Annotated in this window: 10 protein-coding genes; 5 read left to right on the forward strand and 5 right to left on the reverse strand. The window is 73.7% G+C overall.

What is annotated here, in order from left to right; translation table 11 throughout:
• Positions 1-263: 263 nt before the first annotated feature.
• The 5 genes from SROS_RS18240 to SROS_RS18260 all read left to right on the forward strand — a co-directional run bounded on the left by SROS_RS18240 (position 264) and on the right by SROS_RS18260 (position 5,978).
• The gene (locus SROS_RS18240) at positions 264-1,760 is read left to right on the forward strand and encodes an ABC transporter substrate-binding protein (protein ID WP_245564667.1); all 1,497 of its coding nucleotides are present in this window, start codon (positions 264-266) and stop codon (positions 1,758-1,760) included.
• Positions 1,745-2,764 carry an ABC transporter permease gene (locus SROS_RS18245; protein WP_012890422.1) on the forward strand — a complete coding sequence of 340 codons (1,020 nt, stop codon included), beginning with the start codon at positions 1,745-1,747 and terminating at the stop codon, positions 2,762-2,764. Before SROS_RS18240 ends, SROS_RS18245 begins: the two co-directional genes overlap by 16 nt.
• On the forward strand, positions 2,761-3,561 hold the full coding sequence (locus SROS_RS18250; protein WP_012890423.1) for an ABC transporter permease subunit: 801 nt from the start codon (positions 2,761-2,763) through the stop codon (positions 3,559-3,561). The genes SROS_RS18245 and SROS_RS18250 overlap by 4 nt, the downstream gene beginning before the upstream one ends.
• A complete protein-coding gene (locus SROS_RS18255) occupies positions 3,558-5,144 on the forward strand; it encodes an ABC transporter ATP-binding protein (RefSeq protein ID WP_012890424.1) in 1,587 nt (528 codons plus the stop codon). Before SROS_RS18250 ends, SROS_RS18255 begins: the two co-directional genes overlap by 4 nt.
• A 96-nt stretch (positions 5,145-5,240) precedes the next feature.
• Complete coding sequence (locus SROS_RS18260) at positions 5,241-5,978, forward strand: response regulator transcription factor (protein ID WP_012890425.1); 738 nt, start codon at positions 5,241-5,243, stop codon at positions 5,976-5,978.
• On the opposite strand, the gene pabB is transcribed toward SROS_RS18260, so the two are convergent.
• From pabB to SROS_RS18285, 5 genes are read right to left on the reverse strand one after another with little or no spacing between them, the layout of a single operon-like run.
• The gene (gene pabB, locus SROS_RS18265) at positions 5,932-8,043 is read right to left on the reverse strand and encodes an aminodeoxychorismate synthase component I (protein WP_012890426.1); all 2,112 of its coding nucleotides are present in this window, start codon (positions 8,041-8,043) and stop codon (positions 5,932-5,934) included. The two genes, SROS_RS18260 and pabB, sit on opposite strands and share 47 nt — an antisense overlap.
• Before the next feature lie 19 nt (positions 8,044-8,062).
• A complete protein-coding gene (locus tag SROS_RS18270; protein WP_012890427.1) occupies positions 8,063-8,920 on the reverse strand; it encodes an aminotransferase class IV in 858 nt (285 codons plus the stop codon).
• Positions 8,921-8,974: 54 nt separating this feature from the next.
• Positions 8,975-10,543 carry an AMP-binding protein gene (locus SROS_RS18275; protein WP_012890428.1) on the reverse strand — a complete coding sequence of 523 codons (1,569 nt, stop codon included), beginning with the start codon at positions 10,541-10,543 and terminating at the stop codon, positions 8,975-8,977.
• Positions 10,536-11,114 carry a hypothetical protein gene (locus SROS_RS51660; protein WP_012890429.1) on the reverse strand — a complete coding sequence of 193 codons (579 nt, stop codon included), beginning with the start codon at positions 11,112-11,114 and terminating at the stop codon, positions 10,536-10,538. The genes SROS_RS18275 and SROS_RS51660 overlap by 8 nt, the downstream gene beginning before the upstream one ends.
• A complete protein-coding gene (locus SROS_RS18285; protein WP_081453152.1) occupies positions 11,093-11,797 on the reverse strand; it encodes a Phenylacetic acid catabolic protein in 705 nt (234 codons plus the stop codon). Before SROS_RS18285 ends, SROS_RS51660 begins: the two co-directional genes overlap by 22 nt.
• Positions 11,798-12,069: the final 272 nt, after the last annotated feature.

Consider the following 12,069-nt stretch of genomic DNA (forward strand, 5'->3'; position numbering starts at 1 on the left):
CCGGTTCCGGAGTTCATGGGTGTCGATCGACGCACTGGGGACGCTAACCCAATCCCGGTTGATAAGGCAAGGCTAGCCTAAGTTATATAAATATTATTCTTCTGTCATAAGTCTGTGATCTGCGAATATCCTTAAAAACGGACATTTCCGGCCTTGAGGCGGCGAAAAAATTAGGGTAGGCAAACCTTAATGACGTCGTAAGAGGGGAGCCGGAGGTGGAGCTGACAAGGAGACGGATCCTGGCGACCGGAGGGGGATTGGGAGTGGGCCTGCTCCTGACCGCCTGCGGTTCCGGGCCGCGGCGGGCCGCCGCCGGCGACGCCCCCGCGGCGGGTCCGCCCAGGCGCGGGGGCACCCTGCGGGTGGGAGCGGTCGGCAAGGCGTCCGCGGTCAACCGGGACCCGCACGGCGTCCAGGTCAACGACAGCGACTACCTCATCCTCGCGCTGGCCCACGACCCGCTGACGGTCCCCGGCCACCGGCCCAACGTGGTCCCCCGGCTGGCCGCCCGCTGGGAGTCCGACGACCTGCGCCGCTGGCGCTTCACCCTCGCCGAGGGGGCGACCTTCCACGACGGGACGCCGGTGACCGGCGCCGACGTCGCCTGGTCGCTGCGGCGGCTGCGCGCCACACCGGCCGGCGCGACGCGGCTGCCCGGCATCGACGCCGGCGGGATCAAGGCCGACGGCCGGAACGCGGTGATCCTGACCAGCGACTACCCCAACAGCGAGGTCCCGCTGCTGGCCCGGCTGACCACCTTCACGCTGAAGGAGGACACCACCGACGTGACGAGGGCGCCGGGCACCGGGCCGTTCCGCCTGGAGTCCTTCCGCGACGGCAACGCCAGGCTGGTCCGCAACGACGCCTGGCACGGGGGCGAGCCGCCGCTCGACGCCATCGAGGTGCGCATGTTCGAGTCCCCCCAGGCCATGGCCGGCGCCCTGCTCACCGGCCAGATCGACCTGGCCTCCAACGTGGGGCCGGTCGCCGCCCGCACGGCCGAGGGCAGGGACGGCGTCCAGGTGATCCGCCGCCCGCACGACATGGCCATGCCGATCGTGATGCGCACCGCGGACGGCCCCTTCGCCGACGAGCGGGTACGGCTGGCGCTGCGCCTGGCGGTCGACCGGGAGGCCATGGTCAGGCAGGTGCTGTCGGGCTACGGGACGGTCGCCAACGACATCCTCGGCACCGCGGACCCGGCCTACGCCACGGGCCTCGCCCAGCGTGCCCGCGACCTCGCGCGGGCCGGGCGACTGCTCGACGAGGCCGGTTTCGACAGGCGCGGCACCTACGAGCTGTTCACCACCGAGGACGTCCCCGGCCTGGCCGAGTCCGCCACCCTGTTCGCCACCCAGATGCGCGACGCCGGCGTGAACGTCAAGGTCGTCAAGCAGGAGTCGGCCGTCTTCTGGGAGAAGACCTGGCTCAAGGCCCCGCTCTACACCACCTACTGGGGCACCAACGACTCGGTGGTCTTCTTCGCCGGCAAGACCATGCAGTCCGGCACCGCGCACAACGAGGCCGCCTGGAAGGACGAGGAGTTCGACCGGGCCTACCGCAAGGCCGTCGGAGCCAGGCGCGGCACCGGGCGCGCGAGCGCGCTGCGCGAGCTGCAGCGCGTCGAGTACGAGAGCTCGGGCTACCTGCTGTGGGGCATGGCCGACGGGATCGACCTGGCCGCCGCCGGGGTCGGCGGCCTGCCCAAGCTGCCCGGCTACGGCAGAGTCCAGCTTGAGCGGTCATGGCTGAGCGCCTGACCGCGGCCCGCGGCCCCGCCGCCCCGCCCGCGTGGCGTCCGGACCGGCCCTCCGCGTCCGGGCCGGTCTCCCTCTTCCTGCGGGGAGCGGCCGCGCTGGCCCAGCGGGCCGCGCTGCTGGCCGTACTGCTCGTCGCGGTGTTCGCGGCGATGGAGTTCCTGCCCGGCGACGCCGCGCGCTCCAGCCTGGACCGGGGGGCGTCGGCCGCCGCCGTCGCCGCCCGCAGGGTGGAGCTGGGGCTGGACCAGCCCCTCTGGAGCCGCCTGCTGCGCTGGATGGCCGGCCTGCCGGCCGGCGACCTGGGCGTGACGTCCCGGGGCGAGCAGGTGGCCGAGGTCATCGGCCGCCACTTCCCCGGCACGCTGCTGCTCGGCGGACTCGCCTTCGCCGTGACCATGGTGGCCGCCCTCGCGCTGGCCGGTGCCGCGGCGCTGCGCCCCTCCTCGGCGCTCGACCGCGCGATCTCGGGGACGTCGACGGTCGTGGCGGCGCTGCCGGAATTCGTGGTCGCGAGCGTCCTGGTCCTGGTCTTCGCGCTCTGGGCGGATCTGCTGCCCGCCGTCACCGTGACCGCCGCCGGCGGCGGACCCGCCTCGGCGGCCATGCTCGTGCTGCCGGTGCTCTCGCTCGCCGTGCCGCAGATCGGGTGGAACGCCCGCGTCGCCCGTGCCGCGCTGGCCGACGAGTGCACGGCGCCGCACGTCGAGGCGGCCGTCCTGGACGGGCTCCCGCCCCGGCGCGTGCTGCTGCGGCACGTGCTGCCCGGCAGCCTCCCCACCATCGCCGCCGGCGCGGCGACGTCGGTCGGGATGCTGCTCGGCGGCGCCGTCGTCGTCGAGACGATCTTCAACTACCCGGGCGTCGGCAGCGTCCTCGCCGGAGCGGTCCGCGACCGGGACACCCCCCTGGTGGCGGGGGTGGTGGTGGTGACCAGCGTGGCCATCCTCGCCGTGCTGCTGGTCGCGGACCTGGTGCGGGGCTGGGCCTCGGTGAGGCGCCCATGAGGACCGCGCTCCGTCTCCTGCCGGCCGGCCTGATCGCGGCGATCGCGCTGGCGGGCCCGCTGCTCGCGCCGTCGCCGATCGACGCCCCGGTCGCCGCCCCCTACGCCCTCCCCGGTCCCGGCGTCCCGCTGGGCGCTGACGAGCTGGGCCGGGACGTCCTCAGCCGCGTGCTGGCCGGCGGCCGTGAGCTGCTGCTCACCTCGCTCGTCGTGGCCTGCCTGGTCACCGCCCTCGCCGCGCTGCTGGGTACGGCGGCCGCGCTGCGCCCCGCCCTCGGCCGGATCGTCGAGCGGGCCGCCGACGTCATGATCCTGCTGCCCGCGGTGCTGGCCGTGCTGCTGGTGGTGCTCTCCTGGCAGGGCGGCGGCCGGGTCGCGCTGGTCGCCGCGGCGGTCGCGGTCGGCCTGCCGTACGCGATCCGCCTGGTGGCCGCGGCGGCGGCGCCCATAGCCGGGTCGGGGTACGTCGAGGCGGCCGTCGCGGGGGGAGAGCGGCTGCTCCAGCTCGTCTGGCGCGAGGTGCTGCCCAATCTCCGCGCCACGCTGCTGATCCTGCTCGGCCTGCGGTTCGTGGCGGCCGTCTACGTGGTGACCACCGCGGCCTTCCTGGAGCTCGGGCCGCAGCCGCCGGCCGCCGACTGGGCCCTGATGGTCCGCGAGAACGCGCCCGGCATCCTGCTCAACCCCTGGGCGGTCGTCGTCCCCAGCCTGGCCATCGGAGTGCTGGCGCTGAGCGTGCAGACGGCCGCCGAGGTGCTCGCACCCGGAAGCGGACGACAGGTGGTGGCAAGGCTGTGAGTTCCACGGCGGCGACGGTGGCGGAGATCGACGAGCTGGTCCTGACCGACCCGGCGGGCGGCGTCGTGGTGGACGTGCCCGCGGTGAGCGGCGAGCGGGGCGTCGTCGTGGCCCTGGTCGGGCCCTCGGGGGTCGGCAAGTCCACCGCGCTCCGCAGCATCCTGGGAGCGCTGCCGGACGGCCTGAGGCGCCGCGCGGGGCGGGTGCGCGTGCTGGAGCACGAGGTCCTGGACCTCGACCCGGTACGGCTGCGCCGGCTCCGCCGCCACCACATCGCCCTGGTGGACCAGGACCCGGCCTCCCGGCTCAACCCCCGCATGCGCGTGCGCCACCTGCTGGCGGAGCTCGCGGCCCGGCCCGGCCCCGGCGAGCTCCGGCGGCTGCTCACGGACGTGTGCCTGCCCGCCGACGACGAGATGCTCGCGCGCCGTCCCCACCAGCTCTCCGGCGGCCAGCAGCGCCGCCTGGCCCTGGCCCGCGCCCTCGCCCGCCGTCCGGACCTGCTGCTCCTCGACGAGCCGACCGCGGGCCTGGACCCGTCGCTGGGCGCGGAGATCGGCCTGCTCGTCCGGGAGCTCGCCGGCCGCCACGACATGGCCGTGATCCTGGCCTCCCACGACGGGGACCTGGTCGGGCGGATCGCCGACCGGGTGATCGAACTTCGGCCCCCCTCCCGGGCCCCGGTCCCGTCCTCGTCTCCGGTCGCGGTCCTGGCCGCGGCCGCGGTTCCGCTCCCGGCACCGGCTCCGTCCGCGACCGTGGCGACACCCCCGCCGGTCGCGGCCGCCGACTCGCCGCCGGCACCCGCCCCGACCCCCGCCGCGGGTGCGGCGCCGAGGGCCGGGCGGCCGGTGCGGGCGGCGGCCCGCAGGACGCCGGCGCTCGTCATGCGGCGGCTGCGCGCCCGCACGGGCAGGCGCGGCCGGACCATCCTGCACGACGTCGAGCTGGAGCTGGGCCCGGGGGCCGCGCACGCGGTGATCGGGCCGTCCGGAGCGGGGAAGACCACGCTCGCCAGGACCATCACCGGCCTGCACCCGCACGCCGAAGGCGTCGTCGAGCTGGACGGGCAGCCGCTGCCGCTCCGGCTCGCCCGCCGTACCGGGGAGCAGCGCAGGCTGATCCAGCTCGTGCCGCAGGATCCCCTCGGGGCACTCAATCCCGTCCGCACGGTCGGCGCGGTCCTCGCCCGGCCGCTGCGCCTGCACCGGCGCGTCGACCCCGCCGGCGTCCCCTCCCGGGTCGAGCGGCTCCTGGCCGACGTGGCGCTGCCCGCCGAGACCGTCACCCGCCTGCCGCACGAGCTGTCCGGCGGGCAGCGCCAGCGGGTCGCCCTCGCCCGCGCGCTCGCGGCCGATCCCGCCGTGCTCGTCTGCGACGAGGTCACCTCGGCGCTGGACGCGCCCACCGCCCGGGCCCTGATGGAGCTGCTGACGCGGCTGCGCGAGGAGCGGGGCCTGGCGGTCGTCCTGGTCAGCCACGACCTCGACCTGGTCGCCCGCCACTGCGACACCGCCTGCTCGATCGACAGGGGGCGGATCAGCTGGGCGGGTCAGGCGGGAGCCGTCCTCCAGAGGAGGTGATCACGTTCCACAACGCCGGTGATACAGGGGAATACTCCCTTTCGTCGCGGGTAAGCGCCCTCAGGGCGGGGGGCCGACTGCGAAGACGGGACGAGGATGACCGCACAGCACCACCTCTCGAACCAGCATGATCCCCCCGGCAGGGTCGTGCTGGTCGCCATGGGGAACGAAGTGATCCGCTGCGGACTGTGCACGATGCTCGACGATCTCACCACGGTCGACGAGACCTGCGCGACCGACGACTTCGACCGCGGCATGGAGCTGCTCCGCTCCCGGCGGCCGGACGTCCTGGTGCTGCCCACCCCGGGGGAGCAGCACCTGGCCGAGAAGCTGGCGCAGACCGCGGTGGAGCACGACGTGCGGATCCTGCTGCTGCTGCGCGCGGCGAGCGACGGGGCCCTCGTCGAGGCCGTGACGCTGCCGGCCGACGGGTTCCTGCTGGAGAACGACCTGACGCGCGACTCCCTGAAGAGCGCCCTGGCCGACCTCGACAGCGGCCTCATGCCGATGCCCGGCCCGCTGGCGCGCAAGCTCCTGGCCCGCGTCAGGCGCGCGGAGAGCGGCGAGGCGGCGAGGCCGCCCGAGCGGCCCTGCCCCGAGGCCGACCGCGCCTCCTCGCCGCTGACCACACGGGAGCGGGAGACCCTCTCGCTGATGGCCGAGGGGCTCAGCAACAAGCAGATCGCCCGCCGCCTCGGCATCTCCGAGCACGGCGCCAAGCGCCACGTCGCCAACATCCTCGCCAAGCTCAACTGCTCCAACAGGACACTCGCGACCGCCGTGGCGCTCAACCGGGGTCTGCTGCCCGAACCGCGGCAGGCGTTCCACGGCTGACGGGCGCCCCTGCGAGGCCGTTCAGGCCCCGCAGCGGAGCTCTGGCCTTCAGCAGCATCTCCTCGTACTCCTCGACGGGATCGGAGTCCAGCACGATCGCGCCGCCCGCGCCGACCGTGAGCCTGCCGGAGTGGGCGATCGCGGTCCGTATGACGATGTTGAGGTCCGCGGTGCCGTTGAGCCCGAAGAAGCCGATCGTCCCGGAGTAGACGCCCCGCGCCCTGCCCTCCAGCCTGTCGATGATCTCCATCGTGCGCAGCTTGGGCGCGCCGGTCATCGACCCCCCGGGGAAGCAGGCGCGCGCGGCCAGCACGGCGCTCATGTCCTCGTGCAGCCGCCCGCGCACCGTGGAGACCAGCTGGTGGACCGTGGTGTAGGACTCCACGGCCATGAACCGCGGCACGTCGACCGTGCCGATGTCGCAGATCCTGCCGAGATCGTTGCGGAGCAGGTCGACTATCATCAGGTTCTCCGCGCGGGTCTTGTCCGACGACGCCAGCTCGTCCCTGAGCGCCTCGTCGCTGCGCGGCTCGGGATGGCGCGGGGCGGTGCCCTTGATCGGTTTGGACTCCGCGATCCCGTCCCTGCCGACCTTGAGGAAACGTTCGGGGGACGAGCACAGTACCTCGTGGTCGCCCAGCCGCAGGTAGGCCGCGTACGGGGCGGGGTTGAGACGGCGCTGGCGCAGGTAGAGCGCGTGCGCCGAGCCGTCGAACGGGATCTCCGCCACGTTGGTCAGGCAGATCTCGTAGCTCTCCCCGGCCCGCAGCAGCCGCAGGCACTCCTCGATGTCGGCGAGGTAGCCCTCGCGCGAGCGCACCAGCCACGGCTCCGGATCGAACTCCTCCCCGTCCGGCGGCCCGTCCGCCACCACGGGGTCATCGACCGGCCGCCGGCCCGCCTCGGCGGCCTCGGCCGCCCCGGACACCCAGCGCCTGGCCAGGGTCCTGCTGCGGGGCCGGCCGTCGGTGAGCGCCACCGCCCACGTCTCCTCCGTCTCGTGGTCGATCGCGACGAAGCGCGTGGCCGACATCCAGACCGCGTCGGGGAGCGGGGAGACATGGGGCGAGGCCGCGCCGCAGTCGCGCTTCAGCTCGTAGCCGAAGTGCCCCACGTAGCCGCTGTTCAGATCGAACGGCAGCGCGGGGTCGGCCGCCACGGCGCGCGAGCGCACGCGGTCGTCCAGCACGTCGAAGATCGAGTTGTAGATCGCCGTGCCGATGCCCGAGGCGTCGTGGACCTGCACGCTTCCCGAGCCGGCGCCGCAGGACAGCACCTCCCCGTGGGGGCCGCCCGCGTCACCGAGGAAGGAGAACCGCGCTGCCCCCTGGCCGGTGCGGCTGCTGTCCAGCCAGAACGCGTACGGCTGCGCGCCGAACAGCTCGGCGAACACCGTCTCGGCGTCGGCGGCGCCGGGGACACGCTCCACCTCCAGCGACCATCGGGGACTCCGGGTCGGGCAGGCCCCGCCGCCGTCCTTCCGTCCCGCCGACAGGGCCAGCTCGCGGAAGTTGCGCAGCAGCGCCGGGCCGTACTCCGTCGAGATCGACTCGGGGTGGAACTGCACGCCCCACCACGGCATCGTCCGGTGCCGCAGCCCCATGACGACGGAGTCGCCGGCCCACGCCGTGATCTCCAGGTCGTCCGGGGCGGGGGTGGCCACGCACAGGGAGTGGTAGCGCACGGCGTTGAAGCCCTGCGGCAGGCCGTGGAACAGGTCGCGCCCGCAGTGCCGGATCTCCTCGACGTACCCGTGGATCGGGGCGGGGGCCGGCACCACGTCGGCGCCCGACAGCCAGCCGAGTGCCTGATGGCCCAGGCACACCCCCAGCACCGGCAGCCCGGACTCGCGGATCACGTCGAGGGACGCCCCGATGTCCCGCTCCACCTGCGGACGCCCGGGGCCGGGGGAGATGATCAGCGCGTCGAACCGGTCCAGGTCCATCCTGTGCCAGCTGTCGTCGTCGTTGGCCAGGACGACCGGCTCGACCCCGTAGGTCTCCGCGATGAGCTGGAACAGGTTGTAGGTGTAGGAGTCGTAGTTGTCGATGATCAGCGTGCGCACGGCGGTTCCCTGGGGTAGGTCAGAGGGCGGCGGCGGACTTCCCGCCGGCGGGCAGGGCGTGGGAGAGGAGCGCGCGGGCGTGGAGCGCCCGCCGCCACTCTCCGGCCCGCCCCGAGACGCGCGCCTCGACGGTACGGCCGTGCGCGTCCACCCACGCGCGTACCGGCCGGATCCCGTGCAGGGCGTTGAGCGTCCACGTCTCCACCCGCTGGAGCTCGTCCGGCGAGCACCGTTCGGACCGGATCCGGAACCGCCACGCCCAGGCGAGCTGTTCCAGCAGGACACGGGTGATCGAGGGCAGCACGGCCAGGTCGGGGGCGGGGACGCAGAGAGTGTCACGCCGCCACCACACGATCGAGGAGTGGGCCGCCTCCAGCGCCGTGCCGTCCCCGGCGTACAGCAGCGCGTCGTCGGCGCCGGCCGCCCGCGCGCCGGCCCGCAGGTCGGCCAGCGCCGGCAGGTCGGGCCCCTTCACGCCGGGACGGGTGCGCGGATCGGGCCGCCGGGGGATCCAGAGGCTGACCGTGTCGCCGGTGCCGGGTGCCGGGCGCATCCACAGGGCCAGGCCCGGCGACGACCCCCCGTAGGCCTCGATCCGGGGGAACCAGCGTCCCTCGCCCGGGAGCTCGCGGCGGACGTCGGCGAGGAAGCGCCGTACGGTGCTCCGGGGCAGGCCGGGGACGAGCCGGGAACAGGCGAGCTGGAAGCGCTGCTCGTGCAGGGCCAGGCCGCGGACCCGGCCCCGCGCGACCAGCCAGGAGTCGACCACCGCCGGGGGCTCGGCGGACCCGCCGGGGCCGGGGAGGAAGGACGCCTCCCGCGACCAGGACAGGCGGCGCCCGGTCAGCGGGGCGAGATCGGGACGGGCCGTCGTCATTGATACCTCCAGTGCGGGGACCTCGGGCTCTGCCCTGGGGAGGGAGCCAAGCGATCACCAATCTCCGTTACGGACGGCGAAGCGGCGCAGCTTCCCCGTGTGTGTCCGCGGCAGCGCCCGGCACAGCTCCACGCTGCGCGGGACCTTGAACGGCGCCAGCCGCCGGCGGGCCAGCGCGATCAGCTCCTCCTCCACCCGCGCCGGATCGGGGTCCGGCACGGCCGGCACCACGAAGGCCCGCAGCTTGCTGGCGCCGCGCTCGTCGGCGACGACGGCGACCACCACCTCGGCGACGGCCGGATGCTCGGCCAGGACCCGCTCCACCTCGACGGGCGACATGGTGATGCCGCCGACCATTTCGAGATCGTCGCGCCGGCCGCGATGGACGTAGGCGCCACCGGGGAGGCGCTCGGCGCGGTCCCCGGTCCGCAGCCAGCCGTCCACCAGGGTCCGGGCGGTCTGCTCCGGCCGGTTGAGGTATCCGGCCATGACGGATCCGCCGCGGACCCAGAGCTCTCCCTCGCCCTCCGAGACGGGTCCGCCGTCGTCGTCGCGTATCTGTATCTCGTAACCGGCCAGGGGGCGGCCGATCGTTCCCGCCTCGTCGGCGTCGAGGGTGCTGGAGCAGAACGCGTGCCCGGCCTCGGTCGAGCCGAGCTGGTCGAGGACGGGGGCCGCGAGCAGGTCCCGCGCCCGTGCCGCGAGCGTCTCGTTGAGCGACTCGCCCGCGGAGACGGCGACCCGCACCGAGGCGAAGGAGGCTCCGTCGCATTCGGCGGCGACGTTGGCGTAGGCGGAGGGGACCGCGTACAGCACGGTGACACCGTGCCGCTCGACCGTCTCCTCGATCTGCGCGGGGCCGGGCCGGTCGCCGAGCAGGACCGCCGACGACCCGGAGAACAGCGGGAAGACCAGCGCGTTGCCCAGGCCGTAGGCGAAGAACAGCTTCGACACCGACAGCGTCACGTCGTCGTGACGGATGCCCACGACCCCCTGCCCGGCCGCGCGGTGGTAGAGGGCGAGGTCGGCGTGGCGGTGCAGCGCGGCCTTGGGCGCCCCGGTCGTGCCGGAGGTGTACTGGGCGTACAGGGCGGTGGCGCCGGTGACCCGGGCGACCGGGCCGGGGGCCGCGCCCGCGGCGAGATCGAGGAGGCGGTCACCGGTGAGGCAGGGCAGGCCGTCGAATCGATCCGCCGTCCTGTCCTCGGCGACGACGAGTGAGGCCTCGCAGTCCTCGGCCATGAAGGCGTGGTCGGCGGCGGTCAGCTCCGGGTTGACCGGCACGACCGTCGCGCCGAGCCGTGCCGTGCCGAGGAAAGCCGCCACCCACGCCACGCCGTCGCCGTGCGCCAGCATCACCCGGTCACCCGGCCGCACGCCCAGGCCGACCAGGGCCGAGGTGGTCCGTGCCGCCAGGTCGTGCACCTCTCCGTGGCTCCAGACGCGATCGCCGGAGTGGAAGGCGGGCGAGGCGGCCCAGCCGTTCCGCTGCGCGAGCTCGGCGAGCTCGGCCGCGATGTTGGTCTGGCCGATCAGTGTCCTGGCCGGCGGGCCGGCCTCGCTCCGGCCGATCCGGATGCCGGTCGCGAGGCCGTTCCGGCGGCCGCTCCGGATCTCAGTCACGTGGTTCACCTCGCGCGGCGGTGTAGGGGCTGATCAGGAACCGGCCGTTCACGCGGCCGATCGGCCACCATCCGCTCTCCAGCAGGTCGGCGAGCTCGGCGAGCGTGCCGTCCTCGTCCTCCCCGCCGTCCCCTCCGGCGAGGGCGCCCGCCACGACCGTCCCGATGAGCCACAGCAGGGCGCCGGAGACCGCGCGGGCCTCGGCGTCCTCCGGGTCGGCCGGGTCGAGCCGGGGGGTGGCGACCAGCATGGCCACGTGCTCGGCCAGTTCGAGCTGGTCCTCGCGGCCCGCTTCGAGGAGCCGCGACCGTGCCGCCGCACGCCGCCGGTCGAGGTCGGCGAGCCAGCCGGGATCGACCTGGTCCATGGTCGCGGCGGCGGTGCCCCGGTCGAGGACGACCGTGAAGCGGGTGGCGGGCCGCGCGGGGGCGGGGCTGGTGAAGCCGGGTGCCGTGCTCGGCCGGGTGGCCTCGCAGAAACCGTGGAGCAGCCGCTCGACGCGGTCGCCGCCCCGGCCCAGCTGGGTGGCCAGGCCGGCGGGCGGCTCGCTCAGCTCGAAGTGCCGTGCCATCGCGCGTCCACTTCCGGGTGGTCGAGGCCCAGCTCGTCTTCGAGGAGGGCCCGGGTCCGCCGGACGAACTCCGTGCGGCACTCGTCGTTCGTCATCCGTTTGATGCCCCATCGGCGGAAGACCTCGTTGTTCCTGGAGTCGCTGCGGCCGAAGAAGGGGAGCGTCATCGTGATCAGCTCGTGTGCCGCCCGCCGTACGTCGTCGCGCTTGGCGGGGTCGGCCACGAGCTGCCGCGCGGTCGTGGTGCCGAACCCGACGTGGAAGCGCTCCTCGGGCATCAGCGACCGGCAGAGCTTGCGCAAGGGGAGGTAGGAGCAGTGGCTGAGATCCTCCATCAGGACGACCTCGGCGAGATCGACGATCGCCTTCGTCATGACGTATTCGGTCCAGCTGCCCACCTCGTATTCGAATACGGAAAGAGGTGATCGGGCGTGGGGATCCTCCAGGCCCAGCTCGGCGGCGAGTTTGTTGAATTTCAGGTGATGGCCGTATTCTTCCATCGCCATTCTGCAGGCCAGCCACTTCTCCCGGGGCGTCGGGGCGAGCGCGATCGACGGCTCGTCGAATATCGCGGCCCCCGCCGCCTCGTTGCGGACATGGCTGTTCACGATCTTGCTGACCGCGGTGATGTACTCGTCTCCGAGGGTGCGAGCCTCCTCCGGGCCGGAAACCACCTGGTTCATGAGAACCCCGAGCGTATCGGACACTTGTCGTCTCCTCTCCAGAGCCGGCCCTGCCGAAGCTAGGACGGTCCCGAGAGGGGGTCAAGTGCCCGATCGGGCACCTCGAAATAGGTGGGAAATTATTTCCGACGGGTAGCCGCAAGCGCCCGGATGGATATGCTCCACACATTCTCGCAGCACACGCTAACACCTTCCGGAAGTTAGGCAAGGCATACTTAATCACTGATCGGCTACCCCGTCCATGTCCTGTGGCTCCGTCAATTGATTTCATT

Origin of the sequence: Streptosporangium roseum DSM 43021 (genome assembly GCF_000024865.1) — a bacterium.
In the GTDB taxonomy this organism is placed as follows: domain Bacteria; phylum Actinomycetota; class Actinomycetes; order Streptosporangiales; family Streptosporangiaceae; genus Streptosporangium; species Streptosporangium roseum.

Excerpts from the sequence above, each read along its gene's own strand:
- SROS_RS18245 (WP_012890422.1), top strand. The coding sequence starts at position 1,745 with ATGGCTGAGCGCCTGACCGCGGCCCGCGGCCCCGCCGCCCCGCCCGCG.
- SROS_RS18250 (WP_012890423.1), top strand. The coding sequence starts at position 2,761 with ATGAGGACCGCGCTCCGTCTCCTGCCGGCCGGCCTGATCGCGGCGATC.
- SROS_RS18260 (WP_012890425.1), top strand. The coding sequence starts at position 5,241 with ATGACCGCACAGCACCACCTCTCGAACCAGCATGATCCCCCCGGCAGG.
- SROS_RS18270 (WP_012890427.1), bottom strand. The coding sequence starts at position 8,920 with ATGACGACGGCCCGTCCCGATCTCGCCCCGCTGACCGGGCGCCGCCTG.
- SROS_RS51660 (WP_012890429.1), bottom strand. The coding sequence starts at position 11,114 with ATGGCACGGCACTTCGAGCTGAGCGAGCCGCCCGCCGGCCTGGCCACC.
- SROS_RS18285 (WP_081453152.1), bottom strand. The coding sequence starts at position 11,797 with ATGAACCAGGTGGTTTCCGGCCCGGAGGAGGCTCGCACCCTCGGAGAC.